The organism is Mucilaginibacter frigoritolerans (assembly GCF_007830615.1).
GTDB lineage: Bacteria > Bacteroidota > Bacteroidia > Sphingobacteriales > Sphingobacteriaceae > Mucilaginibacter > Mucilaginibacter frigoritolerans.
Map to the genome: position 1 here is coordinate 129,305 of NZ_VLLI01000014.1, position 25,486 is coordinate 154,790.

Consider the following 25,486-nt stretch of genomic DNA (forward strand, 5'->3'; position numbering starts at 1 on the left):
AAATTCAAATAATTATGTGATCACCGTCATGTATTATTTGCCCCAAAATTCTCAATTTTACTTTAATACCTAATTTACGCTATCCCTGAAACCTATGAAAACGATATTAATCATCAACGACAACTCTCCTGAAGCCAAACATGCAGCAGAGTTTGCTTTAACTGTAGCCCAAAAGATGCAGGCTAATATTATGCTGGCTAACACTTTTGTTAAAACGCAAAAAACGGTTGAACTGGTCACAGTGGGTAGTGCGGATAAAATCATGATAGAAAGCTATCAGACTTCAAAATTATCTGAGCTTTTAAAAGCGTTGAATAATAAGGAGATTGCTGATTTTAAACCAGAGATTGAGGAATTGGATATTTCTAACATGGATGAGAGCAAACTGTCTGAAATGATTAACCTGAACCATACCTGGATGATTATAAAAGGCATGTCAGATACCTTACCGGCAACTGTTTCAGATCATAATCTCAATATTCATACAGTGCTGAATAAGGTACTTTGTCCATTGTTTTTGATTCCGGCAAGCTGGCAGATAAAAGATATTGAACGTATGGTTTACATTGCCGATTTAAGGTATTGCCGCATTGAAATTGTACGCTATTTGGCAGAACTGGCCAGACCATTGAACGCTGATTTGTCAATTGCCCATACATCAGCCAAAGGATTGCCTGATATGGCTGAAAAATACGCACTGGCCGTGTTTAGTGATGAAATATGTAATAATGTTAAATATGAACGGCTTCTCTTTAATAATATCAAAGAAAAAGACCTTTCAAAAACAGTGGATGTATTGATTAATGGAATGCATAATGATGTACTGGTGATGGTAAACCACCGCTTTCATTTTGAGGAAATACTGGGCCGGTATATTACCGATACTCTTCCGGTACACCTTTCAGTACCTTTACTTATTTTCCCTTATTAATATCCTATTCGAAATAAAAAACCACCGGCAGATTGACCCGCCGGTGGTTTTTTATTGCTGATTAAAATTTATCATCATTAACCTCTATCCAGAAGTTATCAGGATCCTGCAAATAAACCTGCTTTACACCATCGGGCCTTAATTGTGGTGATTTTGAGTCGCCTTTCCAGTTACCGTATTTCACGTTCAGTTTATCCAGGTGATCAGTAAAAGTCTTTAAATCATTAACGTGATAGGCAATATGGGTATTGATATCATGATCATATACTGCCGCTGCTCCTTGTATAATGTGCAACTGACTATGTTCGCCTGTACGGAACCATACATGTTTACCGTCATGAAAAGGCTCGGGAATAACTTCCAGTTGCATTACATCTTTGTAAAATGCCGCGCTTTTATTTAAGTCTTTTACATAAAGTGCAATATGATCGGTTGTGGGTGCATTTTGCGCAAATACTGTTGCTGATGTTAAAATACCAAGCAATAGAAATAGTACTTTTTTAAATCTCATAGGTTATTTAATTAAAGTTGTAAATTGTTGAAACTGCATCTGTGTCTCAGCAAAATTGCACAAACCATCCAGCAAATCGCTTAGTTCAGCGCCCTTTGCTGATAATTCATATTCTGTACGCGGCGGGTTAACAGGTAAATGAGTTTTATGAATCAGTCCCTGCTGTTCCAGCAACTTCAGCCTATCGGCCAAAATATGGTCGCTTATATGTTCCAGATCATCCTTTAAACTGGTAAAACGATTGTTACCCGCTTCAATACTAAAAAGCACCTCCGTCATCCATCTTTTGCTGAGCAGATAAATCAATTCATTCAGCGCACATTTTTCTTCTAAAAAAGCTTGATTGTAATAATTGGTTGAACTCAGTTTTCTTTCTGCCATCACTAATTTTTTTAATAGTTCTTTATGCTATGGTAAAGTTATTCAAATTGTTATGCAACAAAAAAAGCATGTTGCAAAAATTGCCGTTTATGACAAACATGTTACCTGCGGCGGCCGAATACGCCCGGTGGATTAACAGCAATCCCAATTCCCGGTTTATAAATCGCAGATAATTAGTACTTTTAGACTTTTCAAGTAAGCTGAGCATGTTAAAAAAGGCCATTCGCAATCCGTATTTTATATTTCTGCCCTTTCTTTTCTTTTACGCTTATATCATTTTTATTAATAAATGGCCAAAACTGTATGGTGATGAAGTGCGCTATGCTGATTTTGCATGGAACCTGCTGCATGGCTATTATTCACCAAAGCCGCCTCATATTAATTTATGGAACGGTCCCGGCTATCCGCTGTTGCTGGTGCCCTTTATGGCATTAAGAGTGCATGCGCTTTACATTACCCTGGTGAATGCGGTATTGCAGTATTTAGCTGTTGTGTTTTTATACAAGGCTTTAAAGCTGGTTACCAATAATAAAATAGCCCTTATATTTAGTTTGCTGCTGGCCGTTTATCCAAACGTATTAGCCATTTTACCCATACTGTATACCGAAGCCCTTACAGGTTTTTTAGTTTCCTCCCTTATTTACAGCATTACACTTTGTTATACCCGTGGAAAAACAAAATACACTATTATAACCGGGCTGGTATTAGGTTATTTAACCTTAACCAAGGTAATTTTTGGCTACGTTTTAATTATTTGTTTAGCGGCTTGTTTAGTTGTTCTGCTTTTTAAAAGAAACAGGCCATATAACCTGCGGATGGTGAAAATTTTGCTGTTAGCCTTCGCGGTAACCATCCCCTATCTGGCCTATACCTACCGCTTAACTGGTAAATTATTTTACTGGGGAAATTCAGGCGGAATGAGCTTGTATTGGATGAGTACCCCTTACGAAAATGAATACGGCGATTGGAAAGTACCCGATTTAACCAATAACCAATACCCCGTGCTCTTTAAGTCGGCAGAGGCCGATGCTATTTTAAAGAAAAATCATTTAAAGGAAATCAATTTCATTTTAAAACATAATGAAGTGGAGCAGGATATACTTTTTAAACAGGCGGCCATAAAAAACATCAAAAACAATCCTTCTAAATTTGTGGCTAATTATTATGATAATATTTCAAGGATGCTGTTTAACTTCCCCTACTCCTATTCCTACCAGAACTCGGCCATTATAGGTAATATCATCAGGGGATCATTAATTTTATGGGCCTCAGTTGCCGGTATAGTATGTACCATGCTTAACTGGCGCAGAATAATATACCCCATAAAGTTTATATTGCTCATTACCGGTGTTTATTTATTGCTTAGCGGGGCATTAAGTGCCTACCCACGGCAATTGGATGTTATAGTACCGGTACTGCTTTTCTGGACAGGCTTTTTGGCCGCCAATTTACCAAAGCTTAAATTGAAGTTTACCGAGCAGGAACATCTGGAAGAAATTGAATTAACTGATCTGGAAGAAATGAACATTTATACAGAAGAGTAAATTCAGTATAAATGCTAGTTTGTAACGAATCCAGGGTAATTACTTTCTGTACTTTAACTTTGGCATTATTTAACCTCATACCGCAATACCTGTCGACCCAGGTTACCTTCACCATCAATACCTTCAATTACTACACGATAGGTTCCTTTACTGCCTGCATTAAAGTATCCAAATGAGGCTTTTCCATTGGCATCAGTTATAATGTTAGGGTTCCAATAAATGGCTTTACGGATATCTGCGACTGTAGAAGTATTTTTTGACTCGTACCGGGGCGAATAAAACTCACGCTCTTTATAATAGCCTTTAAATTTATAGGTAACCAATCCGTCAACCGGATAATGCACATTATCAGCGGCCCCTGCACCATGTTTAAGGGTGATAAGCAATGCACCGTTAGGCGCGCTTGAACCATAGATGGACAGATAGGAAATACTGGTCAGCACTTCTATTGCGTAAACATCATCAGGGTTGATGTCATCTAAATCATTGGGACTTGCTTGTGCGCCATCTATCATTATAGCCATAGGGCCGCCGCCACGTAATCGGGTAGTATGCAAACTATACGGCAATCCGTTACGCCATATAACGCTAAACAACCTGCCTTGCAAACATTCTGATAACTTAGCACAACCTATTAACTTCGAGCCCAAAAAAACCTGGTCGGCATTTCCCGGGCCATTCAGGTTTCCTGAAAATTTCATATTATCGGATAAAGTCGGATCGAAAAACTCATTTTTTTTCGATTTTACCTCAACTTGCTTTAACTGGATAACATTTTTTAAACCCCGCTGCTGTTCTTCGGTATAAGTTTTTTTCATAGCCGCCAATACGGATTCGGGTGTTGTAGCACTTACGGCATTGGCCGTTTGTTTATTCCTTTTGTTTACAGACGGATATTGGGTTTCCCTGATAATTATTTTAACATTCCTGCCCCCGTTTATTTTTCTGGCATTGATAATTGCCTTAGTAGAATCGGGCAGGTTTACATTTTTAAAAGTAAAATTGCCGCTTGCATCGGTTAAGGTATCTGCAGAAAAAAAATCTTTTATAGAAGTTAGGCGCACCATTCCGTTTGGTACTGGTTTGTTTGACTGAGTTTTAACGATACCCAATAAGCTTAACGATGTTTCAGGCTTAAAAATGGGTTCCTCAATTTTGCCGGCCAATATTTTCTTCCACTCAAACCTGTGATAACCTTGCGTCAGCATCAGTAAGTCAAGGTCGGTACGTGCCTGGTCATTATTATTGATAAAGTAATAATTAGGATTTTCAATATGTCCTTTCAACTCCTGGGTTAATAGTAAATCGGTAAAAATGGTATACTCGGCCTGCTCATCAACCGGTATATCTGTTTCGTCGGTAACTGAAACCGAGAAAGAGCCAACAACGCCTTTAATATCCGCTTTCTTTGCTTCAAGGCTTATTGATACGCTGTCCCGTGGTTCATAGCTTTGCATATGGGTTGATAACGCCAGCGATAATTCTGCTGCTTTTTTTATAAAAACAACCCGCTCATTTAAAGGTTCGCCAGTTTGCGAAAACAAAGTAAACTGAACTATGCCTGATGGGAAACGTGCTTTATCCAACACCGTGGTAAAAACCGGGTTAAGCAGTTTACCACTGCCCGAATAATAACATTTACCACCCGCCTGTGCCAGCAGGTAAAATGGTGCATTCTGGTTACTATTAAAATACGTCTGGTTAGCCGCTACTTTTACATAAATACTATCGGCAGCGTTGTTTATGGTTAATGTAAAGCCGCTATCCTGTGCTTGAGGCAGGTTTACAGTAAATGTACTACCATTAGTGGTAGTAATTTTAGCTTTGTATTGCTTACCCGGCTCTGGCAATAATGCGAATTGCCCCATGCCCGCATGTTGTGAAGTAAAAGAGGCTATTTCATTTCCATCCTGATCAGTTACGCTGCCCTGTATATTTTCGGAAATACCTGCACTGTTTATTGCCTTGAAAGCCACTTTTGAACGTAAACCATTTACCAGATAGCCACCCTCCGGAAAAAACTGCACATCAATATCAGTAATATTAGAGGATGCTGAATTATTTAGCGGTAATATCGTTTGTGCTTTCACAGCAGTTGGAAACGCAGCTAAACCGCCAATATTAATGAGTTCATCGTAATAATAAGCACTGTCATTTCGCATCCAGTTGGTATAGGCCCGCAGTCGGTAGGTACCACTTTTATAAGTATAAGGCACTACAAAATCTCCATTGGCCATACCTAAATGCAGCGGTAATATTAGGCGCTGTACTACCGTATCCCCGCCGTTAATCAATTCTGCATATAATATACCACTTAATGTAGATGGTTGATGATGATTGCCAATTACCGTGTAAGCCTTAAACCAGATGGTATCACCCAAACCGTACCATGGACTATTCAGGTGCAGATGCACCTTTTCAGCCGGATTATTTTCAGCATATTGCTCTAAAGCATCTATATGATGTTTGAGGATCAGGCTATCCGTTTGTGCATAGGTTAAGGTTGTTATTAAAATTGAAAATATGAACAGGGGTATTCTTTTTTTCATGAGGATAGATAAAGTTACCGGGTTAAGGCTAAATAAGTAATTCCTTAAAGTTAATTTTTATTAAAGAATTCCGAAAAGAAATTTAGCATCAATAAACTTTGTATCAAAGTTTTGACTAAAGGAATCCCCCCAATATTCAAGCTATTATCTCCTGAAATCCGCAATCAATGGGGTTTTACAGGTAACCCTATCCGTGTAAAAGTCAAGCTCTTTACCTGCCAATACGTGCAAATGCCTTAGTTTATAGCCTAACACATCCTGTACCTGTTTCAGCTTGGCAACTTCAAACTGTTTTATTTCGGGTTCAGGAAGGTCTTTTAATAGCATAAATTTCACTTCAACGTGTAAATCGCTGTTAGTAAGCAGTTGGATCTGAAAATTGTCGGCATCCTCCAAAACATCCTTAAAATCATCCAGCGAATAATTACTTTCATACAAGGTGAATGAGCCTTTTTCCCTTGTTTTTAACTCCAGGTAATTAATACCATTAATGGTTATCAAGCGTCCAACATCGCCTAAACTATACCGGAACACGGGAAAACGTTTCCTGAACAAATTGGTAACTAAAATGTTGCCATAACCATCTGCATCGGGATTAATTATTTCGGTAAGCAGCCCATCAATCACCTTAAATAGAGATGGATTATTTGAATAATCGCTCCAGGCCCAGATACCTGTTTCGGCAGACCCATAAATAGAGTAAATGTTTGTGGTACCCAAATATTCCTTAAAAACCTGTATGTACGATGGCAGTAAAAACTCGCCTGCAAAAAGCAGATTTTTAATAAGAAGTTTTTGGCCGTTCTTTTTTAAATGCTGCGCAAAAAGGAACAGCTTTGAGGGTGTACCGAATATAAAATTTGGTTTAAAATGCAGCGCCGTATCGTAGGCATCTTCATATTTAACGTTTGCACTAACGGCCAGTGTGGTAGCCTGGCATTTCTCCAGTATATCATCCAGAATGGCGGCTGTACGGTACATATCCATATAACCAAACATATTGAGCGCTATGGTATTGGGCGAAAATATATGATCGTTTGTTAATGCCCGGGCCAATACCTTTCTTTGCTCCAGGTTTTCCTCAATATCTACCGGAAAAACCAATGGCTTTTGGGTTGACCCACCCGAACGTACCAGGTAAACACCCCGAGCTTCGTTTTGCAGATCAAAATGGGCATCCAACAATTTAATCAGCACTTTTTTATCCAGTATTGGGGCATCATAATAATCCGGATAATCTGCATAAAATGAATTAAACAGGGATGATGCCCGCGCTATTGCATAATAATCGCTTAAGTGTTGATCATTCATATTAAAGCATTATCCTGATGATGGAATAAACTATAAGCTGGGGCAGCAGATAACTATAGTGAAGGGCAAAAAAGAGCTTTTGCTTCACAGAGCACAAACTGGCAAACGAATGTGCATACCAGCGGCGGCCTATCATCCCTACCAACAATCTGTCGTTAATATCTTTACTATTCTTGTACCTCGAGAACACCGGAGGCAGTTCAATTTCTTTATAGTTGGGATATATTTTGCGCGACAAACTACCTTTCACCTCTCGTACCCGAAGATAGTTGCCAGTGAGCAGCCCAATATTAGCCTGGGTTTGGGCGAGAATATGTTTAAGTACCCGATACCAAAAATCAATACCCTCGTGCAGGGTTGAATTAACCACATAGCGTATTGACTGCAACCACTTACGCTTTACAACAACGTTGCTGCCTACACCCATTACAAAGTGAGGAGATGTAACGGCTCTTAAAGGATCTTTAACCTCATATAAATCTTCAGAAATGGGGGTAAGGTATTTCTTAAGGGCGTCTATATCGGGATAAACCTCTCTGCCAGGCATAAATTCAATATTCAGAATCATGAAATCGAGTTTCTCGGCGCCAAATTTCCAATTGGCTATAGAAAGCAGGTAAGGGTGATAAAGATCATCGGCATCTAAAAAACTGATCAGCTCGCCTTTGGCTCTTTCTAAACCAATGTTACGTGCATTGCCGGGGCCTCCATTTTCAGCAAGTTCAATAAATTCAACGCGGCAGTGTTCGCAAAACAAAGGCTGCTTCTGTAAATATTCTTTCGCAATAGTAAGACTATCATCAGTGCTGGCATCATCCACAATTATCAATTCGTCCGGGCGCTTGGTTTGCATCACCAGTGATTCCAACGTTTCAATAATATAATCTGCCTTGTTAAACAGCGGAATTACAATAGAATGTGTCATATAACTTACGATCTTAAAACCATTGGTGGAAATATCACTGCCCTGCCCTGATGCACATTTACCACGCAGGCGGCCGAGGCCCTGAAAAGCCCCGGCCCAAAAGAGTGATCATTATAGCACAGCAACATACCAACTAAACTAACCGGGCCATCATCAGGACTATCCGGGTAAGTAAATTGCTGCTGATCAACATATTGCTGCACCATATATTCGTGCCATTGTTCGTTAATTACCTTTGCCCAGGTTTCGGCGATACATTCATCTTTCACATAAATGCCAATACCCCTGCCCCCGCTATTTTGCTTAATAAGCCAATTTTGGTGGGAGTTGATAATTTCATCCCGTTTTTCAGATTTATTAAGCGTATAGGTAGGAATCAGGAAGGGTTTTAAAAACTGATACTCCTCAACAGACAGGTAATCAGCCATAATAGCATCATCATATAATACCGCAAGTACACGCTTATCGTGTACCAGTATCAAAGTGCGTACATCGTTAAAATAAATACCATTGCGAATAATATGACACAAAACATCCGGAGAGAATTTCCGCAGCTCCTCCCTGTCCATCTCCAAAATAAACTGAGAAACAGTTTTTCCTCTTAACGTTACTAGTCCATTGTCCATCTCTAAATCAGCCGGCGAAGCAAACAAAGCGTTTAATCCTTTTTTACCAAACTCGTTTAACAGGTTGAAGATTTCTGTACCCTTCTCGTTATCGTGTACCATTACTAATGGTTCTTTAGCATCGAAAATATGGTAGAATGTATCCACAAAATCCTGCTGGCCGGGTACAGCCTGCAATTCCAGTTGTTCAATAACTTCCGGGTTACTAACTGCCAGGTTGAGATAATAACTTAACATCCATCCGTTTATGGCATAGCGGGCACCAATTTCACATATTTTTGCCTGTCCGTTAACATCCTGCAAAAGATCGGGTCGGTATAAACCAACCCGGTATTCTTTTTCGGCAGCAACTTTTAATATACTTTCCAGTTCGGCATCCAGGTTATAAATGGCTCTGATGCGCTCATCTGTAAAATAAGCAGATACCACTTTTACCAAAGCTTTATTAAGCGTACGGCATAAGCGTTCCATTTGTGGCAAATAATGCGGCTTTACCACCACCGGTATATGCGAAAAAGAATCTTCGCCAAAAGGCAAGGCACCGCAGTACGCTGCCAATAATTTCTTTAGCAAAGCGCCGCTGTGCGTTGATTCCTTCAGGTCAAAAATTTCTGCAGTCATATCGATTATATAGCTTCAGTTTCCAACTGAGCAACGGCTGTTAACTGCGCGCTGATGGTTTTCATTACCAAGGCCTTCTTGTTTAAATAATCGCTGATTATGCCACTCAGGTCATATTCTTCCAGTTTTATATTCATGGCTTTTGCATAGTAAAAAATGGAGCTTACTGCATAAAAGAAATGGTTCTTCTCCGTTGGACCGCAATGAACGGTGATCCAGGCAAGGGTATTTTTCAAGTCAGTTTTCGAAAAATCAAACTCGGCCTCCAGCCAGTTAGTGAACTTTGGTAATATTACTTCCACTTCGCCATGGGTATAAATTTCATGTACCAGGGTGGTGAGCAAACCAATCATGATATCCTTGTTTCTTAATGAGTTTTGATCTTTCCAGGCTTTAAAGGCACGGGCATTAGGATCAAGGTGCTTTTTCAGCAGCCATTCGTCATCGCCACAAATGTTGGTTGCCATGGCATAAAAAAGGTCGGAGTGCAATACTTTACCTACAACTGCCAAATCTTCATCCACAATACGATTAAGGCTGGCAACCGATCTGAATAACTGTGACTCATCGGCAACCGGACTATTTTTATGCACAAGCATAGTCATGCGGTTACTTAAGCCTGCCACTGTAACCGCGCTGTTATTAGTTTGGCTCCAGCTCTGAAAAAATGGACGCAGGCGTGCCGGATCGGGCCTAAGGGAAGTTAACAAAGTAAAGCTATCTTCAATGGTAGTAAAGTTTTGTGCCTGTGATGGAAAATGCTTTAGTAATTGCCTTTTCAGATGCGAGTCATCCATTCCTTCCAGTACCGGGATGATGATTGATAATAAATTTGCCATTGTTTTTAAGGTTTAGTTTTAAAAAAATGATAAGGTTTAGTTTTTTTGATCGGCAACCAGCCGGTTTAGGCAAGCCGGTTTATACAATAATTTTAACTTTTGAAATACATAAAGTTCCATCAAGCAAATTATTATACATCGATCTGCGTAAAATTATCTAAAAGTTAATACCAAATACCCCGTAAAAACACCCTTTTTGAGCGTGAAAAGCACCTTATTTTGAGATTTATGCGATATATTTATATTGATTTTAGCACGGAATAAAACAAGAACCTCATTAATAATAGTTTATGATTTATATCACCCAGCTTATTTATATAAAGGAAGGCCAGCAGCATATTTTCCATCAGTTTGAAGACATTGCTATTCCCATTATTTCAAAATATAACGGACAACTGTTGTTACGGATCCGGCCCGACGAAACTGCTGTTATTGAAGCCAACATTGATAACCCTTACGAAGTGCATTTGGTAGAATTTGCATCAGAAGAAGATTTTAAAAACTTTATGTACGACGAAGAGCGTAAACAGTTTTTACATTTAAAAGAACAATCCATTAAGGCTGTAACCCTGATAAAAGGAACAAAAATTTAACGCAACGGCATTGCAACTGGCTTGATCTTATTTTCGAGAAACAATTGTTAAGGAAAGTTAAAATTTTCGCTTTACAACAATACAAACCCCATTTAAACGTCTTTAAGAGACATTTAAGCTACCAACAAAATATGAAATATAAAATCAAGTTACCCGACGGGAATGCACAATTTATCCAGATAACCAGTGCCTATTTTAAATCATGGCATGTGTGGATGGTTAAGTTTGAAGATGGAAGAGCGGCAATGCTTTTTAAAATGGGCAGTGAATGGATGCAGAGAAATGAAGATTTTCTTGAATTCCCGGTACTGAGGGAAGTCGGGGCATTTATTGACAAAATAATTATTAAAAGAAGAGTAGCGTTGTAAGTTTGCGGTAGGCAGTTAGCACATCCAGATATTTTAATCTAATTCTGTAAAGCCAGGGAATCTTTCAAGACTTCCTGGCTTTATTGTTATCATCATTAAATTTTCAATTCATTTTTCGGAGTAGTAAAAAAGCATATTGTTATGCTGATAAGGGTACGATAAATGTTTATTTATTTGGGGGGGCCATAAAATGTAGTACCTCCGGCCTTTGTCTTTATTTCCAATTACTGTGTGATAACCGTTTTGTTTTTATCAACTAATGAAAGGTATTTACGCAGTATTTTCTTTTGAAGCGGGGTTCCGATTTTAAGTGTAGTATCAATGTGCCTGCGGAAAGCTTTAACGAACAGGCTATCGTTACCGAAATCGGCAAAGCAGGCGATTTTTTCGGCAGTCAAATCATCGGCTTTATTTTCATATTTTGGTATATCCAGCTTATACTTATGCTCTTTATTGTTATAAACATAATCCATATTTTCTTCCCCATTTATTAGTGGAAGATCTTCATGCGCACACCAGGGGCAATCGCTTTTATAAATACTCCCAGGAAAAAAGTTGTATGTATAATCTACAGACAGATCATCATCCGAATCCCCATCAAATTCAAAAGTTGATTTCACCGACTGGTTTAGATAAAGGCCCCAGCCATATATATGAGCATCGTTTATAATGTCCAGGCATTTGTAAACGTGGTTGTTTGTCAATTTATAAAAGCTATATCCATCAATATAGATCCCTGAACCGTGATCATAAACACGACGTAAATAAAATGTTTTATTTCTGGAATAATTGTTAGCTATATAAAGCGTTGGAGAATTATAAAATGTATCAATCTCTTCCATATAAATAAGATACCAATTGTTGTTTACCTGCTTAAATACACAGAGGGATGGAGAGGAAACATCCCAGCCTTGCAAACAAAGAAGCTCGTCATTACCATCGCCATCCAAATCTGCACGAACAATATTGAAAACAAATCCATAATCAGGATCAACATGCATAGCATGCGGGTTATTTAAAGTATCAGGCTTAATGAATTTAGCAAATTCACTTAGCAGTGTGGTATCGGGCTTTTTGTAGGTAAACTGCGTCGCTTTTTTGATCCAGCTATCGGGTATTTTTTTCCAACTGGCATTAACGGTTTCTTTGCCCCTAAATTGGTTGCCAATATTGTTGCAAGACATAATAAGTAAAACGGAAACAAGAATGATAAAGCGAGACTGGCGGTGCATAATTCCGAATAATTGATGTTAAATTTAAGCTATTTAATACACCAAATTCATGCTATAATTAATTTTTATCAATAATTCGCCCTGTTGTCAGAAGATTGCAAATAGAACCACTATGCAGGTAGATTGCATCAACAGCAAAAGGCAAAACCCTTACTCAAGGTTTCTGCCTTTTGCCTGTTAGCCAATCAAAAAGCCATAGATATTTTTATATCTTTACCACAGTAAAAACCTAAACATATAATCACCATGGGAAACAAGGTTCCGGTAAAATTCATGAATAATTCAAACAGATATATTCCGATAGCAATATTTCAAATTGTAAAAAACACGAAGAACGAGGATGAGCGTCGTATTGTATTTTCTGGTGCGATCCCTTCTTTTGGATTCGGCCGATGTGAAATAGATGATTCCATAAGGCCACTCGCATGCCTTTCGGACAAGAGGTATGAAGTAGGAGCTCTTTTTGAAGAATCAAGGGGCGACCGGGCCATCGAATTAGTCTTTCAAAGTCCTACGGGCGGTGAAGTGCGTTATGACATTGACTATTGGGAATAAATGTAGTTTTGGGAATTATTTATACTGATCATCTGTTACATGTTCCATCCAGTCAACCGGCGAACCGTTTAGTTTTTCCTGTATGGCAATATGGCTCATGGCTGTGGTGGTAGTAGCGCCATGCCAGTGTTTTTCGTTCGGCATAAAGTAAACTACATCACCGGGGTGAATATTTTGCTTTGCTTCACCCTCGCGCTGTACCCAGCCTGCACCTCCGGTAACAATTAAGGTTTGTCCAAAAGGGTGGGTATGCCATGCGGTACGTGCACCGGGTTCAAAGGTAACCAGCGCCATTGCCACGCGCGATGGTTCCGGCGGATTTATCAAGGGATCGATGCGTACTGTTCCTGTAAAATATTCTGCGGGACCTTTCCCTGAAGGCTGCGAACCGCTGCGTATTATTTCCATATTTTTCTGTTTTGTATTATTCTTTTGATTTATAAAAGTAAGTATTAACGTACGGTATATCCTCCATCAACAGCAATAGCCTGGCCAACAATAAGACTTGCGGCAGGACTGCAAAGAAAGAGCACTACAGCAGCTATTTCTTCCGGACGGCCCCAGCGCTTATTAGGTAATTGATTAAGCAATTCTTTTATCTGTTCCGGTTCACGTTCTTCCATTGCTGCAGCCATTGGCGTATAAATAATACCCGGGCATACTGCATTAACATTAATCCCCATTGCGGCATATTCCAAACCGGCACATTTGGTAAACCCTATTACACCGTGTTTGGAAGCATGATATATTCCCCGCTCGGCGGTACCGATCAGCCCACCTATAGATGAACAGTTTACCACTGCACCGCTGCCTTGTGCACGCATCTGATGTAACTCATATTTCATACAATTCCATATGCCTCGCAGATTGATAGCCATAACTTTGTCGTAGGCTTCGCCGGAAGCATCGGCTGTATTGGCAACCGGATCATTTATGCCCGCATTGTTATAGGCATAGTCCAACTTACCGTACACCGATACAATATGATTGATCATTTCCTCAACGCTTTTTTTATCCGCCACATCGCATGCAATGCCTAAAGCACTATAACCAGCAACAGTTAACTCCTTTACTTGTTCTGCCGGTTCCTTAAGGTCACACAATACAACAGTTGCACCTGCTTCAGCAAAAGCTTTTGCCGTTGCCCAGCCAATGCCTTGTGCTGCGCCTGTAACCAGGGCCACCTTACCTTTCATTATTTCCATTGCTCATTAAAATTATAAGGCAAAGGTATGGCAGGCAACAGATCCGCTGTTAAAAGCTATCAAACAAAAAAGTAATGATTTCAAACAATATAGCCAGATCATTCCGGCTGTGCATCCGCGACTATGTGATCTGCGTCACTAACCTATAAACAGATAAGAGCAGCTTTCATAATTTTGTTTTAAACAGCCTCCATCCTGAAAGAGCGCGGCGTATTGCCGGTCAATCTTTTAAAGTAATTATTAAAATGCGTGGGATATTCAAAACCCAGGGCATAAGCAACTTCTGCAATACTCCAGTCAGTATGATGTAACAGCGCTTTGGCTTCGCTGATAATTCTTTCAGCAATATGGGTGCTGGTTGTTTTTGCGGTAATTTCCATTACTGCCCTGTTTAGGTGGTTTACATGCACGGAGAGCACATTGGCATAATCCTGTGCCGTTTTGAGTTTTAGCGGCTGCTCAATGCCATCAATAGGGAACTGTTTTTCCAAATGATTCAAGAACAGCGTGGCAATACGGGAAGATGCATTGTGGTGCTTATGGAAATTATCGGGCGGCTGAAATTTCAGCGCCTCGTGGATCATTAAAATAATGTAGTTCCTTATCAGATCGCTTTTAAAGGCATAATCGGCCTCTTGTTCGGCTAGCATCCTTTCAAATATATCGCCGATATATTTCTTTTGGGTTTCTGTTAATATAAATACAGGATTACCGCCGATCTTAAAAAATGGCGACTCCTGTAAGCTTTCGGACCTGTCATTGCTTTTCAAAAATTCTTCCGTAAATAAACAGGCATATCCGGTTAATCCAGCCGACAACAATTCAGACGAATAAGGGATATGTGGATTACCAAAAAACAAATACGTGCCCTCAACAATAATCCCACGATCGGCATAGTTAATATCGCTTTTTCCGGTTACCATACATATTTTGTAAAAGTCGCGGCGGGTATATGATGGCAGCGGATGAACCGACGTTTCTATCGGGTAAACCTTAAAGCCCTTTAGCTTAAGATCAAACGTATGCGATTCGTTAATTTGAGAAACAGCCTCATTCTTCATCTTGCAAAGTTAAAGAAAACAAACAATTGCTTTTATCTATTTCGTGGGTATGGATGGCGCCCTGTAATTCAGTCCGGCGGTAGTGCCGCAGGTTACATCAACGGTTACACCGGTTATTTTTGCGGCCAGGTCAGACGATAGAAATACAGCCGCGTTCGCAATATCCGCCATTAGGGGAAGTTTCTTTAGCATGGTATCTTCTTCCATCTGTCGGAGCACAGTTTCCATAGCTTGCGGATCGTGTTCAACAGCTTCTTTAAATACCATGGAGTCTGGCGAACCAGCGGAGCGGATATTCACTAAGCGAACACCATAAGGACCAACCTCAGCCGCCAGGTTTTTGGCAAAACACTCAAGAGCACTGCATGCAGGCGCAAAACCAGCAGTATAAGGGTATCCTATGCCGCCCGGCGTTGCCGTTAGCGATAAAATAACGCCAGACTTTTGCCTCATCATCACTTTGGCAGCGTTGGTTGCCGTTAAAAAATGAGTTTGCATGGCAATATTTACCGGTCGTACAAAATCCTCTACGGCCATATCAACCAGGGGCATGCCTTGTATCACTTTAAAATCAATGGCATTGTATACAATATCAATTGTACCGGCGGCATCGACCACCTTTAGCAAATGGTTGCTGATCATCTTCGCATCCAGCGCATCTACCTCATCAACTTTTGCAATACCGCCCGAGGCAATAATATCATCCGCTATTTTTTGCAATGACCCGGTATTACGACCGGTTAAAAATACCCTTGCCCCCGCCTCGGCAAGCGCCCGGGCAATGGTGCTGCCCAACGAACCGCCCGCACCATAAATAATGGCATTTTTGCCCTGAAGTATTTTCATCGATTTACGCTATTGGTTAATTAAATATCGGCAGTAAAAGAAACAAAAGCAAATGGCTGGCATATCCCCTCCTGTCCCGCAGAAATAGGGGACATATAATACACGTGGGGACAAGCAAAACAGCCCCCGCTATAGATCAACAAATTAACAGGCAATGTGGGACAGTATGGGACAAAAAATGGCGATGTAATAAAAAATGGCAACACATTGGAAGGCATTAAAAGTGGCAGCCGGTGGAAATGCGAACGAACCATATCGCCTATACAACCTGAGCGCGTAATTATTAATGTGCAGCCAGAATAATTAAGCCTTGGTTGAATGAGGCTATAAACTTCAGAACGCGGTGTCACATTTTAGGACTATCTATGCTACCGCTAAACTTTAGCCAGTGGAATTTTCAGGCGCGATCATCCATTTAAATCTAAGGATCAGCAGGTTGTCATTTTTTTTGTAACTATATTTTATTTACAAACTCTAAGTATAAAAGCCATCATGAAGAAATTTTACTTTATAGTATTGTTACTATTAATTGGCACTTCCACTACCTTTTCGCAAACAACAGCCCCAGCCGATTCAATGGTTTATGTTTGCCCTCCCTGTAACGGCAGCTGTGATCAATTGCAATTTGATAAGCCGGGCGTTTGTCCGCATTGCGGCATGGCGCTGGTAAAAATGTCACTCAGTGATTTTAAGAAGCTGTTAGCTGCAAAACCTATTACCATTGCTTTTTACCTGCAGGATGGTGTGGAAGTGTTGGATTTTGCGGGCCCGATGGAAGTTTTTATCACAGCCGGCTTTAATGTGATCACCGTATCAAAAACATATAAACCCATCCGCTCAAAAACCGTTTTATTTATAACGCCCGACTATACCATAGCTGATGCACCCAAAAGCGATATACTGGTTGTTTTTGGTGGCCCTACCCAACCAACTATTGATGACCCTGAAGTAATGGCTTGGCTAAAAGCACAAATAAGTTCAGATAAGTATGTAATGTCGGTATGTACAGGCGCGTTTATTTTAGGCAAAACAGGCATTTTGGATAACCTTACAGCAACAACCTTTCATACAGCCATAGGCGATCTGGCCAAAGCATATCCCAAAACCAAAGTATTGGCCAATACCCGTTTTGTTGATAACGGCACTGTGATTACCACAGCCGGGATTTCGGCAGGCATTGATGGTGCGCTGCACCTGGTTGAAAAACTGCGCGGCAGGCCCTATGCAAAAAGTGTTGCCGAAACCATTGAATATGATAAATGGGTTCCGGATAATGGGCTGATTGTGAAAACGAATTGAAGTTAAAAAAATCATTTAGCATGATTTTTTTCCTGCTGTCCGAAGTCTTTAAAATCGGACAGCGGGGCCATTTCTATATCTTAGACTTGTATTTGCAAAAAGATATTGTTTAATTTATACAACTAAACTAACTATCAAGCTACATCAATCTTTACACTTTTATAAAATGATATGCTGATCTTAATCTGGGGATTGCTAAACATAGCACTTTTCATATACTTTATTTCAATATGCTTTAAAGCAACTAAGTTTATTCGGGAGAGAATGGGCACTCTGGCTGCTATTATTTTTGTTCTCGGGTTATTGTCCTTTTCCAGCCATTCCTTTAATAACGATGAAAATAAGGAACCTAATACCAACCAGTATAAGACATGGAAATTTACACCAAAAGACAGTTTAACTGGAGTCTGTTCCAAAGAGTTACGCTTAGAAAAAACGATGGTTTTAAATTATAATTTAAGTATAGTTTATGGCACAGATAAAAAAAGTAATTCAAGTATTCCAATCAGTGCATGTTCATTCAATACGGGCCTTATAAGCGGAACCAACTGGAAACCATTAATAATTACTGTTGACACCACATCTGTTATTAACAAACTGCGATATACTGTGGATGGCACAGTTGACTGGACGTTGCTTGGTATAACTTTGTATTCTCAAACTAAGGATTATAACGGAATGGTGTTTGTAACGCCATCCGGGAATTAGGACTAAGCATAACTGCTGTGCGATTTCTATGATTTTGATAGCTAGGGACTATTTATGCTATCGCTAAACTTAGACCAGTGAGGTATTTAACAACCAATGTTGAATTTTAATTAAAATCATGCCCCGATTATTTATATACATAATTTTGTTATGTATATAAATTGTTTACATTTGTCGTTATGAATACTAATCCATTATTAAAAGGCACACTGCAAACTATTATTTTAAAGTTGCTGGAAAGTAAAGACCGGATGTATGGTTATGAGATTACACAGAAGGTTAAAGAAGTATCTGAAGGCGGGATTATGCTTACAGAGGGGGCGTTATATCCTGCCTTGCATAAATTAGAAGCCGATGGCTTTTTGGAAACAACAGTTGAAATAGTAGATGGTAGAGCCCGAAAATATTACCGGCTCACCGAGCATGGGGGGAAAGAAGTAACCAGCAAATTAAAAGAAGCGCAGGCTTTTATTGATCAGCTGCAGAATTTATTGAACCTTAAACCGGCTATAAAATGAAACTAACAGAGCAGGAAGGTGAGCTTTTGAAGCAATACTTAAGTAAAATATTAAAGTACCGCGAAACCTATGATGAGCTTTACGATCACGTTGTTACCGCTTTAAGCCATAAAACCACGATCACATCCTTTGAGCAATCTGTTTATGATATTATCACAGATGATTTTGGAGGCTATGATAATTTAATGAAACTGGAAAAGGCTTCTAAAAAGATGGCCATTAAGGATACTATAAAGGGATTTTTAATTTATTTTACAGGCTATTTCAAATTCCCTAAACTGCTATATACCGTTGCGGGTATTGTAATGGTATATTATTTTACCCTGCATTTTCAATTAACACTATGGACTGTGCAGGCAATTTGTCCGGCCATGATCTGTTTTCCGCAGCTATACTATTTTGTTACTCTTATAAAAGAGTTTGCTTTTTTACAAAAAAGAGATAAAAAAGGATACGTTTTTAAACCCGCATTTAAGTTGAATGTTATTGCTGCAATAGGAACATTGCCTGTCTGGATATTTCTGCCCTTCACCTACTGGCTACCGCCGATTTACTTAAGTTTCTGGCACAGTCCACATCCCGTATTTGTAACATCATTTTTAATGACCTCCGTGTTGTATGCTTTATCACTAATGAAGTTATACAGAGATATAGCAATAAGCAGGACACACATCATATTAGCTGTTGATAAATTTTAACATAATATAAAATGACACTAAACGCTACTGACTTAGACTATATTAATGATCGCTTAAAAAACGATATTAAAAGCATATACCAGGAACCTTATGATGAAATCAAAGATCACATTATTACGGTTATTGAAGTTGCCCGCGAAAACGGCGATAACCGTAATATTGCTTTTGTTTTTGATGAGCTACTGGAAACACATTTTAAAGGTTACCGGACTTTTGAGAAAATAATAAAGGAGTATCCATTGACCTATTACAAAAAAATAACCAGGCTCCATTGGGCCAATATCAAATATTATTTAAACTGGAAGACCATCTTGCTAATCACGCTGTTTGTTATAACCGGATTTTATCTACCTCAAAATAAAATAACATTTCTTGCACTAATAATTGGATTAATAGCCACAGCGTTTATGCCCGCTATTTATTTTTTTTATCAATCTAAAATACTAATAATTAAAACTGACAAGGGAAAGAGTTCAATTGTAAAGCTCTCAATGCAAAGCATGTCTACGCTTTTAATATTCATAGGCATTATACTTAATGGCATTTGCCAGATAGCAAGGATTTTCCATTTTTTTAACCCCGTTTTTCATCCTGTGGTTTATATCCTGCTGTTATCCTGCTTCGTAATTTATGGGTTAAGCAGTATGCGTTTATGTCGGCAGGAGTTTAAAATTGCAAGTTAAGTCCCGCTATTACATTAAAGGTTGTTTAGTCCTAAAGAAAGTTTACAGGTTTTAGATTAACGCCGCTGCCCCACTGTCCGATTCCGCCTTCGGACTAATATGCCTGTAGTTTGCAAAAAACTTTGGGACTAGCACGGTGCCTCCACGCGCCTCCCACCTACCCAACTGTATCATAACCGAACAACATATTGTTACAAAAACGTACAACCCTATACTCCGCCAAACAATTAAACAACTAATTATCAGTAATTTATTTATTTGGTATTACTTTTCGAAGCATTAAACAAATTAGCATTGCCATGTTCAAAAATTACTTCAAAACTGCCTGCCGTAACCTGATGCGTAATAAGAGTTATGCCGCCATTAATATTACCGGTCTGGCCATAGGAATTGCAGCCTGTTTGCTCATATTTCTGGTTGTTCAGTACGAAACGGGCTTTGATAATTTTCATTCCAATAAAGATAATATCTACCGCATCATAACGGTCTCACACGGCGCAGATGGCTTAACACATGGCAGCGGCGTTCCGTTGCCACTCGCTGACGGATTAAGGCTCGATTTTCCGCAGTTAAAGCAGGTAGCCAATATTATGCAGAACGACGGTTCGCACTATTCGGTAAATGATGCAACCAACGGCAGCACGGTAAAGAAATTTAAGGAAGACCTGGCTTATTATGCCGACCCCCAATTTTTTCAAATTTTTGATTTTAAATGGCTTGCCGGAGATAAAAACACCGCACTTGCAGGGCCTAATGCCATCGTATTAACGCGTGACGAAGCCAATAAATTCTTCGGCGACTGGCACTCAGCAATGGGGAAGATGGTAAGGTATGAAAACAAACACGACTTTAAAGTTACCGGCATCCTGGAAAACACACCCATAAATACCGATTTCCCGCTGAAACTGGTTGTATCGTGGGTTACTATGATCAGTAAAGACGGCGATCTTAGCGGCAACGCGCACGATTGGATAAGCACCTTTAGCGATCATAATTGCTATATCCTGTTGCCGCCCAACAGCAGCATAAAACAATTTAACACGAATTTGGAGGCATTTGCCAAAAAACATATCCCACCCCCATATAATAAAAGCGCTTACCAGTTGGAGCCCTTGAATGATATGCATTATAATACCGAATTAAATGTTTTTAGCGGCCATACATTCAGTAAGCAACTGATCAGTGTCATCAGCCTCATTGGTTTGTTCCTGCTGTTGATAGCATGTGTTAATTTTATCAACCTGGCTACGGCCCAGGCAGTAAACCGGTCGAAAGAAGTAGGTGTACGCAAGGTTTTGGGCGGCAACCGCAGTCAACTGGTGCTGCAATTTATAAGCGAAACGTTAATTATTACGCTATTTGCCGTGCTACTGGCGGTTGTAATTGCTATGGCAACTCTGCCTATGCTAAATAACCTGCTAGAGATTCAATTGAGCGGCAATTTCCTTGCTAATGCTATAGTGGTATTCTTTCTGGTAGCGGTTGTTTGTGGTGTTACCTTATTGGCGGGCTTATACCCCGCACTGGTACTTTCAGGCTTTAACCCTATCGAGGCGTTAAAAAACAAGGTAAAAGCAGGCCATTCAAGTGGCATTTCCCTGCGCAGGGTGCTGGTGGTTACGCAGTTTTGTATCGCGCAGTTCCTGGTAATTGGTACACTGGTGCTCATCTCCCAAATGAATTACTTTAAAAACAAACCCCTTGGCTTTACTAAGGATGCTGTGATCTCTGTGCCATTCCCAGGAGATAGCATCAGCCGCACAAAGATAAAGGCATTTAAAGACCAGCTTTTGCAACAGCCCGGCATTAAAGATGTAAGCTTTAGTTTTGCCAGCCCATCAGATAATAATGCATGGCACAGCGATTTTAAATTCAATAATTCGCCTAAGCAAACCGATTTTAGCGCCAGTTTAAAATGGGCCGATGCAGGGTATTTTAAACTTTACGACATTCCGTTTGTGGCGGGCGGCCCATATAAGCAATCGGATACTATTTCAGGATATGTTGTTAATGAAACCCTGGTAAAGAAACTGGGTATTAGTGATCCTAAACAAGCTATAGGCAAATACATTATGCTATGGGACGATAAGAAAAAATATGCGCAGATAACGGGCGTAGTGAAAGATTTTCATGTCGGCTCATTAAAAGATCCTATCCCCCCAGTGCTGATGAGTCCGTGGGTTGCTGTTTATCAGAAAATGAATGTAAAGATCCAGCCCGCTAACGTAGGTCACACGTTAGCAGCAATAGAAAACTCCTGGAACAAAACATTTCCGGATGGTATATATGAATATCAATTCCTTGACACTACCATTGCCAAATTTTATAAGAGTGAAGACGAACTATCCACCCTTTACAAAGTATTTGCAGGGATTGCCATATTTATATCCTGCCTGGGCCTATATGGCTTGGTTTCCTTTATGGCCGTACAACGTACCAAGGAAGTAGGCATACGCAAAACACTAGGTGCCTCAGTAGGGCATATCGTTTATCTTTTCTCTAAAGAATTTACGCTGCTGGTTATTATAGCTTTTGCCATAGCAGCACCAACAGGCTACTATTTTATGCAGAAATGGCTCCAGGGTTTCACTTACAGAATCACCCTCGGTCCCGGTATATTCATCCTGGCTATTCTGGCATCGGTGCTTATTGCATGGCTGGCAGTGGGCTATAAGGCTGTTAAAGCGGCTTTAGCTAACCCGGTGAACAGTCTGCGCTCAGAATGAGCTAATGCTGTAAAAGAAATGCCATATATGTCCGATTTATATGATTTCGGACGGCGGTGGCCTGTATTCACAGAATACAGGCCGTTGTGTTAAAGCTCGATTAATCTGATATATTGTTTTTTATTTTATCTTTACCTTAATCACTTTATTATGAAAAAATTAACCATTATACTTTCATTATGCTTGATGATAACAAGCACGGTTATACATGCGCAAACCCATGAAGATTCGGTCAAGATTGAATTGAACACTTCAAGGGATGATTATGTTAATAAAATAAAAGAATATGGTTTTAAACCCGGGCTAAAAATCCCACCAATTGTTCTTGACAATCCACGCTCCTTTGGAAATTACGATGATAGTTTAAATGTTATTCATACCTGCAACTGGAATACCTTACCACAGCAAGGGAAGGATTTCTTCAACGGCTTTGCCCAACATTTGGGACAAGGCCTTACCGGAGAAAAATTTTTCAGGCTGGCTGTTTATAAATGGATATTTATACACGAACTGAGCCATTGGTGGCGCGCTTGCCAGCATCAAACCGCCGATCCTTATGAAAATGAAAAGGCAGCAAACCGGATAGACGCTGCTTACTGGCACGAAAAAGAGCCTGATTTTTACCAATTTATGTTATTGGTCTTTAACGATGTGTTGCATAATACACCAAATCCAGTACCAGCTGGTCAGCAAAAAGAAAAATACCTGAATGATAATTATCAAAAATTACCTGGCGGATCGGCTTACACCTGGTACCAATCAGTTATGATTGTAGAAGTTAGTAAAGAAGTACCGTTCGAAACATTTAAGCAAGCTATTGAGCTTGCAGGAAAGCCAGTGCATTAAAATCTTCTTTATGCCATCTGTCTTGTCCTAAAATAGTTAGCGTGTATTTACCATCATCAATCCAAAAACCAACAAATATTTATTGGCGATTTACTTCACCCTTTATGATCCTGGCAAAATGTTCGCGATAGGTGATCCCAATAGGTAAGGGTGTTTTATTAATAATAACCTTCGCTTTATCTATTACCTCAATATGTTTTAGCGAAACAATGTACGATTTATGAATCCGTATAAACATATCGGCAGGAAGCATTTTTACAATATCATTTAAAGGAAGCAGTGGCATTATTTTTCCGTTTTTGGTATAAATAGTGATGTAATTTCCGCAGCCTTCAATATAAAAAATATCGTTATGCGCTATCCTGAATAATTGCGAACCACTTTTAATAAGCACCGATTTATTATCCTGCAGTGAGGGATTATGTATAGTTTCACCATCTTTCTTTAGCAGCTGGTAATTTTTTGCCTTATTAACTGCCTTCAAAAATCTGTCGTATTTTACAGGTTTTAAAAGATAATCTACCGCATTAAATTCATAGCTTTCTGCACCATACTCAGCATGGGCGGTGGTAAATATGATCTTCGGAACAACTGTTAGTGAGTTTAAAAATTCAATTCCCGACAATTCAGGCATATTAATATCCAGAAACACCAGGTCTACCGGTACTTCAGCCAAAAATGCCATGGCCTTAAATGGATTGGTAAATCCTTCAACAAATTCTAAAAATGGCGTTTTTTTAATATATCCTGTAATAAGATCTAGCGCAAACGGTTCATCATCAATAGCAATACACTTCATAAAATACCGGTTAAAGCTGTATAGCCAATTTTACGTAAAAAATATCGTTATCATTACTTATGGATAGAGTGTGCCGGTTGGAATATAGCAACTGCAAGCGTTCGCCTGCGTTTTTTAAGCCAATTCCCGGGCTGGGTTTATCTGCCACTGTGGTAATTTTGTTTTTAGTTTCAAGTATCAATACGTTAGCATCTAAATTGATAATAATAGATACATCCGATTTTTTACTCAATATAATTCCATGTTTAAATACGTTTTCAATAAATGGAATTAGGATTATTGGCGCTATTTTATAGTTCGCCCATTCGCCATTTAGCTGATATTTTACCTGGCTTACCAATTCGGGCGAAAGACGCTGTATCTGAAGGTTTATAAAACTGTTAACGTAATTAATCTCGCTTTCAAGCAGCACTTCTTCGCTGTTGCTTTCATATAAAACATAACGCATCAGGCCCGAAAGTTTTTCAACAATATCGGCAGTTACGTTGTCGCCACTTTTAATTGCACTCGAATAGGCCATGTTTAAAGTATTGAACAAAAAGTGCGGATTTATTTGGCCCCTCAGGTATTTTAGCTCGGCGGTAAGCTTTTCTTTAATAAGCCGTTGTCTTATGATCTCTTCTTTAAGCCATTGTTTGGTTAACCCATAGCCCAATGATAGTGACAATACAAACAACTTGCTCTCCACGTTGATTATTACCTCCGACAGCAATGGTTCTTTCTCTGTAGATAAAAGTGAGATAGCATAAAAATGATCAAGAACAGCGTTTAACCCTACAACCATAACGTACAAAGAAATCACCCACAAAAAATATGTGCCATAGCGCTGTATGGAGATAAACCTGGGAATAAGGTATAAGGCATTAAAATAAAACAGTGCGAGGTTTAGCGTTTCGCTCCAAATTAATATAGGATAAATGCTTCCGTCGCTTTTACGGAACGGCCCTAATGTTTGTGCTGTTCTCCAAAGCGTAAAAAACAAACATCCCCAAATAAAAACGTGTATTATCGGCTCTAAATACTTTTTGATTTTGATTCCCTGGCCCATTTATTTTTTAAATATAGTGCCGATATATTTATTAACAACCTAATCTGCCAATAATTATTCCAA

General features: G+C 39.4%; 27 protein-coding genes. 13 read left to right on the forward strand and 14 right to left on the reverse strand.

What is annotated here, in order from left to right; genetic code table 11:
* The first annotated feature begins 94 nt into the window (after window positions 1-94).
* Window positions 95-931 carry a hypothetical protein gene (locus JN11_RS20725; RefSeq protein ID WP_144915718.1) on the forward strand — a complete coding sequence of 279 codons (837 nt, stop codon included), beginning with the start codon at window positions 95-97 and terminating at the stop codon, window positions 929-931.
* 61 nt (window positions 932-992) lie between these two features.
* Here JN11_RS20725 and JN11_RS20730 read toward each other — a convergent pair whose 3' ends face one another.
* Together JN11_RS20730 and JN11_RS20735 are read right to left on the reverse strand one after the other, a co-directional pair.
* Window positions 993-1,442, reverse strand: a complete 450-nt coding sequence (locus tag JN11_RS20730) for a VOC family protein (protein WP_144915722.1) — start codon at window positions 1,440-1,442, stop codon at window positions 993-995.
* A gap of 3 nt (window positions 1,443-1,445) precedes the next feature.
* Window positions 1,446-1,823, reverse strand: coding sequence for a winged helix-turn-helix transcriptional regulator (locus tag JN11_RS20735; protein ID WP_144915724.1), 378 nt, complete (start codon window positions 1,821-1,823; stop codon window positions 1,446-1,448).
* Window positions 1,824-2,029: 206 nt separating this feature from the next.
* Between JN11_RS20735 and JN11_RS20740 the strand changes: the two genes are divergently transcribed.
* Entirely contained in the window at window positions 2,030-3,367 is a 1,338-nt protein-coding gene (locus tag JN11_RS20740) for an ArnT family glycosyltransferase (RefSeq protein WP_144915727.1), read from the forward strand.
* A 65-nt stretch (window positions 3,368-3,432) separates the two neighbouring features.
* On the opposite strand, the gene JN11_RS20745 is transcribed toward JN11_RS20740, so the two are convergent.
* The 5 genes from JN11_RS20745 to JN11_RS20765 all read right to left on the reverse strand — a co-directional run bounded on the left by JN11_RS20745 (window position 3,433) and on the right by JN11_RS20765 (window position 10,238).
* A complete protein-coding gene (locus tag JN11_RS20745) occupies window positions 3,433-5,916 on the reverse strand; it encodes a carboxypeptidase-like regulatory domain-containing protein (RefSeq protein WP_144915729.1) in 2,484 nt (827 codons plus the stop codon).
* 144 nt (window positions 5,917-6,060) lie between these two features.
* Window positions 6,061-7,227: a phenylacetate--CoA ligase family protein gene (locus JN11_RS20750; protein ID WP_144915732.1), complete on the reverse strand. Its 1,167-nt coding sequence runs from the start codon at window positions 7,225-7,227 to the stop codon at window positions 6,061-6,063.
* Between the two features lies 1 nt (window position 7,228).
* Window positions 7,229-8,152 carry a glycosyltransferase family 2 protein gene (locus tag JN11_RS20755; protein ID WP_144915734.1) on the reverse strand — a complete coding sequence of 308 codons (924 nt, stop codon included), beginning with the start codon at window positions 8,150-8,152 and terminating at the stop codon, window positions 7,229-7,231.
* 5 nt (window positions 8,153-8,157) lie between these two features.
* Window positions 8,158-9,399, reverse strand: coding sequence for a hypothetical protein (locus JN11_RS20760; RefSeq protein WP_144915737.1), 1,242 nt, complete (start codon window positions 9,397-9,399; stop codon window positions 8,158-8,160).
* Window positions 9,400-9,404: 5 nt separating this feature from the next.
* Window positions 9,405-10,238 (reverse strand): hypothetical protein, encoded by an 834-nt coding sequence (locus JN11_RS20765; protein ID WP_144915740.1) that lies wholly within the window; start codon window positions 10,236-10,238, stop codon window positions 9,405-9,407.
* A gap of 290 nt (window positions 10,239-10,528) precedes the next feature.
* Between JN11_RS20765 and JN11_RS20770 the strand changes: the two genes are divergently transcribed.
* Window positions 10,529-10,831, forward strand: a complete 303-nt coding sequence (locus JN11_RS20770; protein WP_144915742.1) for a DUF1330 domain-containing protein — start codon at window positions 10,529-10,531, stop codon at window positions 10,829-10,831.
* A gap of 131 nt (window positions 10,832-10,962) precedes the next feature.
* Complete coding sequence (locus JN11_RS20775; protein WP_144915745.1) at window positions 10,963-11,199, forward strand: hypothetical protein; 237 nt, start codon at window positions 10,963-10,965, stop codon at window positions 11,197-11,199.
* A gap of 224 nt (window positions 11,200-11,423) precedes the next feature.
* Here JN11_RS20775 and JN11_RS20780 read toward each other — a convergent pair whose 3' ends face one another.
* Window positions 11,424-12,383, reverse strand: a complete 960-nt coding sequence (locus JN11_RS20780) for a hypothetical protein (RefSeq protein ID WP_144915746.1) — start codon at window positions 12,381-12,383, stop codon at window positions 11,424-11,426.
* A 294-nt stretch (window positions 12,384-12,677) separates the two neighbouring features.
* Here JN11_RS20780 and JN11_RS20785 point away from each other — a divergent pair, with 294 nt between their 5' ends.
* Window positions 12,678-12,986, forward strand: coding sequence for a hypothetical protein (locus JN11_RS20785; protein WP_144915749.1), 309 nt, complete (start codon window positions 12,678-12,680; stop codon window positions 12,984-12,986).
* A gap of 15 nt (window positions 12,987-13,001) precedes the next feature.
* Here the strand turns inward: JN11_RS20785 and JN11_RS20790 are convergent, their stop codons facing one another.
* The 4 genes from JN11_RS20790 to JN11_RS20805 form a co-directional block, all read right to left on the reverse strand.
* The gene (locus JN11_RS20790; protein ID WP_144915751.1) at window positions 13,002-13,394 is read right to left on the reverse strand and encodes a (R)-mandelonitrile lyase; all 393 of its coding nucleotides are present in this window, start codon (window positions 13,392-13,394) and stop codon (window positions 13,002-13,004) included.
* A gap of 44 nt (window positions 13,395-13,438) precedes the next feature.
* Window positions 13,439-14,191, reverse strand: a complete 753-nt coding sequence (locus tag JN11_RS20795; RefSeq protein ID WP_144915754.1) for an SDR family NAD(P)-dependent oxidoreductase — start codon at window positions 14,189-14,191, stop codon at window positions 13,439-13,441.
* A gap of 179 nt (window positions 14,192-14,370) precedes the next feature.
* A complete protein-coding gene (locus tag JN11_RS20800) occupies window positions 14,371-15,252 on the reverse strand; it encodes a helix-turn-helix domain-containing protein (protein ID WP_144915757.1) in 882 nt (293 codons plus the stop codon).
* Between the two features lie 36 nt (window positions 15,253-15,288).
* Window positions 15,289-16,098 carry an SDR family NAD(P)-dependent oxidoreductase gene (locus JN11_RS20805; protein ID WP_144915759.1) on the reverse strand — a complete coding sequence of 270 codons (810 nt, stop codon included), beginning with the start codon at window positions 16,096-16,098 and terminating at the stop codon, window positions 15,289-15,291.
* 156 nt (window positions 16,099-16,254) lie between these two features.
* Between JN11_RS20805 and JN11_RS20810 the strand changes: the two genes are divergently transcribed.
* The 8 genes from JN11_RS20810 to JN11_RS20845 all read left to right on the forward strand — a co-directional run bounded on the left by JN11_RS20810 (window position 16,255) and on the right by JN11_RS20845 (window position 23,576).
* Entirely contained in the window at window positions 16,255-16,401 is a 147-nt protein-coding gene (locus tag JN11_RS20810; protein ID WP_170227813.1) for a DUF4261 domain-containing protein, read from the forward strand.
* 189 nt (window positions 16,402-16,590) lie between these two features.
* Window positions 16,591-17,397, forward strand: coding sequence for a DJ-1/PfpI family protein (locus JN11_RS20815; protein ID WP_144915765.1), 807 nt, complete (start codon window positions 16,591-16,593; stop codon window positions 17,395-17,397).
* Window positions 17,398-17,661: 264 nt separating this feature from the next.
* On the forward strand, window positions 17,662-18,105 hold the full coding sequence (locus JN11_RS20820; RefSeq protein ID WP_144915767.1) for a hypothetical protein: 444 nt from the start codon (window positions 17,662-17,664) through the stop codon (window positions 18,103-18,105).
* A 179-nt stretch (window positions 18,106-18,284) separates the two neighbouring features.
* Window positions 18,285-18,623 carry a PadR family transcriptional regulator gene (locus JN11_RS20825; protein ID WP_144915769.1) on the forward strand — a complete coding sequence of 113 codons (339 nt, stop codon included), beginning with the start codon at window positions 18,285-18,287 and terminating at the stop codon, window positions 18,621-18,623.
* A complete protein-coding gene (locus JN11_RS20830) occupies window positions 18,620-19,321 on the forward strand; it encodes a hypothetical protein (RefSeq protein WP_144915772.1) in 702 nt (233 codons plus the stop codon). Before JN11_RS20825 ends, JN11_RS20830 begins: the two co-directional genes overlap by 4 nt.
* Before the next feature lie 11 nt (window positions 19,322-19,332).
* Complete coding sequence (locus JN11_RS20835) at window positions 19,333-20,004, forward strand: hypothetical protein (RefSeq protein WP_144915774.1); 672 nt, start codon at window positions 19,333-19,335, stop codon at window positions 20,002-20,004.
* A 299-nt stretch (window positions 20,005-20,303) separates the two neighbouring features.
* On the forward strand, window positions 20,304-22,730 hold the full coding sequence (locus JN11_RS20840) for an ABC transporter permease (RefSeq protein ID WP_144915777.1): 2,427 nt from the start codon (window positions 20,304-20,306) through the stop codon (window positions 22,728-22,730).
* Between the two features lie 150 nt (window positions 22,731-22,880).
* The gene (locus JN11_RS20845) at window positions 22,881-23,576 is read left to right on the forward strand and encodes a hypothetical protein (protein WP_144915778.1); all 696 of its coding nucleotides are present in this window, start codon (window positions 22,881-22,883) and stop codon (window positions 23,574-23,576) included.
* A gap of 79 nt (window positions 23,577-23,655) precedes the next feature.
* On the opposite strand, the gene JN11_RS20850 is transcribed toward JN11_RS20845, so the two are convergent.
* Together JN11_RS20850 and JN11_RS20855 are read right to left on the reverse strand one after the other, a co-directional pair.
* The gene (locus tag JN11_RS20850) at window positions 23,656-24,375 is read right to left on the reverse strand and encodes a LytR/AlgR family response regulator transcription factor (RefSeq protein ID WP_144915781.1); all 720 of its coding nucleotides are present in this window, start codon (window positions 24,373-24,375) and stop codon (window positions 23,656-23,658) included.
* A gap of 10 nt (window positions 24,376-24,385) precedes the next feature.
* Window positions 24,386-25,423, reverse strand: coding sequence for a sensor histidine kinase (locus tag JN11_RS20855; protein ID WP_144915783.1), 1,038 nt, complete (start codon window positions 25,421-25,423; stop codon window positions 24,386-24,388).
* Window positions 25,424-25,486 lie beyond the last annotated feature (63 nt).

Excerpts from the sequence above, each read along its gene's own strand:
- JN11_RS20725 (WP_144915718.1), top strand. The coding sequence starts at position 95 with ATGAAAACGATATTAATCATCAACGACAACTCTCCTGAAGCCAAACAT.
- JN11_RS20730 (WP_144915722.1), bottom strand. The coding sequence starts at position 1,442 with ATGAGATTTAAAAAAGTACTATTTCTATTGCTTGGTATTTTAACATCA.
- JN11_RS20735 (WP_144915724.1), bottom strand. The coding sequence starts at position 1,823 with ATGGCAGAAAGAAAACTGAGTTCAACCAATTATTACAATCAAGCTTTT.
- JN11_RS20740 (WP_144915727.1), top strand. The coding sequence starts at position 2,030 with ATGTTAAAAAAGGCCATTCGCAATCCGTATTTTATATTTCTGCCCTTT.
- JN11_RS20745 (WP_144915729.1), bottom strand. The coding sequence starts at position 5,916 with ATGAAAAAAAGAATACCCCTGTTCATATTTTCAATTTTAATAACAACC.
- JN11_RS20750 (WP_144915732.1), bottom strand. The coding sequence starts at position 7,227 with ATGAATGATCAACACTTAAGCGATTATTATGCAATAGCGCGGGCATCA.
- JN11_RS20755 (WP_144915734.1), bottom strand. The coding sequence starts at position 8,152 with ATGACACATTCTATTGTAATTCCGCTGTTTAACAAGGCAGATTATATT.
- JN11_RS20760 (WP_144915737.1), bottom strand. The coding sequence starts at position 9,399 with ATGACTGCAGAAATTTTTGACCTGAAGGAATCAACGCACAGCGGCGCT.
- JN11_RS20765 (WP_144915740.1), bottom strand. The coding sequence starts at position 10,238 with ATGGCAAATTTATTATCAATCATCATCCCGGTACTGGAAGGAATGGAT.
- JN11_RS20770 (WP_144915742.1), top strand. The coding sequence starts at position 10,529 with ATGATTTATATCACCCAGCTTATTTATATAAAGGAAGGCCAGCAGCAT.
- JN11_RS20775 (WP_144915745.1), top strand. The coding sequence starts at position 10,963 with ATGAAATATAAAATCAAGTTACCCGACGGGAATGCACAATTTATCCAG.
- JN11_RS20780 (WP_144915746.1), bottom strand. The coding sequence starts at position 12,383 with ATGTCTTGCAACAATATTGGCAACCAATTTAGGGGCAAAGAAACCGTT.
- JN11_RS20785 (WP_144915749.1), top strand. The coding sequence starts at position 12,678 with ATGGGAAACAAGGTTCCGGTAAAATTCATGAATAATTCAAACAGATAT.
- JN11_RS20790 (WP_144915751.1), bottom strand. The coding sequence starts at position 13,394 with ATGGAAATAATACGCAGCGGTTCGCAGCCTTCAGGGAAAGGTCCCGCA.
- JN11_RS20795 (WP_144915754.1), bottom strand. The coding sequence starts at position 14,191 with ATGGAAATAATGAAAGGTAAGGTGGCCCTGGTTACAGGCGCAGCACAA.
- JN11_RS20800 (WP_144915757.1), bottom strand. The coding sequence starts at position 15,252 with ATGAAGAATGAGGCTGTTTCTCAAATTAACGAATCGCATACGTTTGAT.
- JN11_RS20805 (WP_144915759.1), bottom strand. The coding sequence starts at position 16,098 with ATGAAAATACTTCAGGGCAAAAATGCCATTATTTATGGTGCGGGCGGT.
- JN11_RS20815 (WP_144915765.1), top strand. The coding sequence starts at position 16,591 with ATGAAGAAATTTTACTTTATAGTATTGTTACTATTAATTGGCACTTCC.
- JN11_RS20820 (WP_144915767.1), top strand. The coding sequence starts at position 17,662 with ATGGGCACTCTGGCTGCTATTATTTTTGTTCTCGGGTTATTGTCCTTT.
- JN11_RS20825 (WP_144915769.1), top strand. The coding sequence starts at position 18,285 with ATGAATACTAATCCATTATTAAAAGGCACACTGCAAACTATTATTTTA.
- JN11_RS20830 (WP_144915772.1), top strand. The coding sequence starts at position 18,620 with ATGAAACTAACAGAGCAGGAAGGTGAGCTTTTGAAGCAATACTTAAGT.
- JN11_RS20835 (WP_144915774.1), top strand. The coding sequence starts at position 19,333 with ATGACACTAAACGCTACTGACTTAGACTATATTAATGATCGCTTAAAA.
- JN11_RS20840 (WP_144915777.1), top strand. The coding sequence starts at position 20,304 with ATGTTCAAAAATTACTTCAAAACTGCCTGCCGTAACCTGATGCGTAAT.
- JN11_RS20845 (WP_144915778.1), top strand. The coding sequence starts at position 22,881 with ATGAAAAAATTAACCATTATACTTTCATTATGCTTGATGATAACAAGC.
- JN11_RS20850 (WP_144915781.1), bottom strand. The coding sequence starts at position 24,375 with ATGAAGTGTATTGCTATTGATGATGAACCGTTTGCGCTAGATCTTATT.
- JN11_RS20855 (WP_144915783.1), bottom strand. The coding sequence starts at position 25,423 with ATGGGCCAGGGAATCAAAATCAAAAAGTATTTAGAGCCGATAATACAC.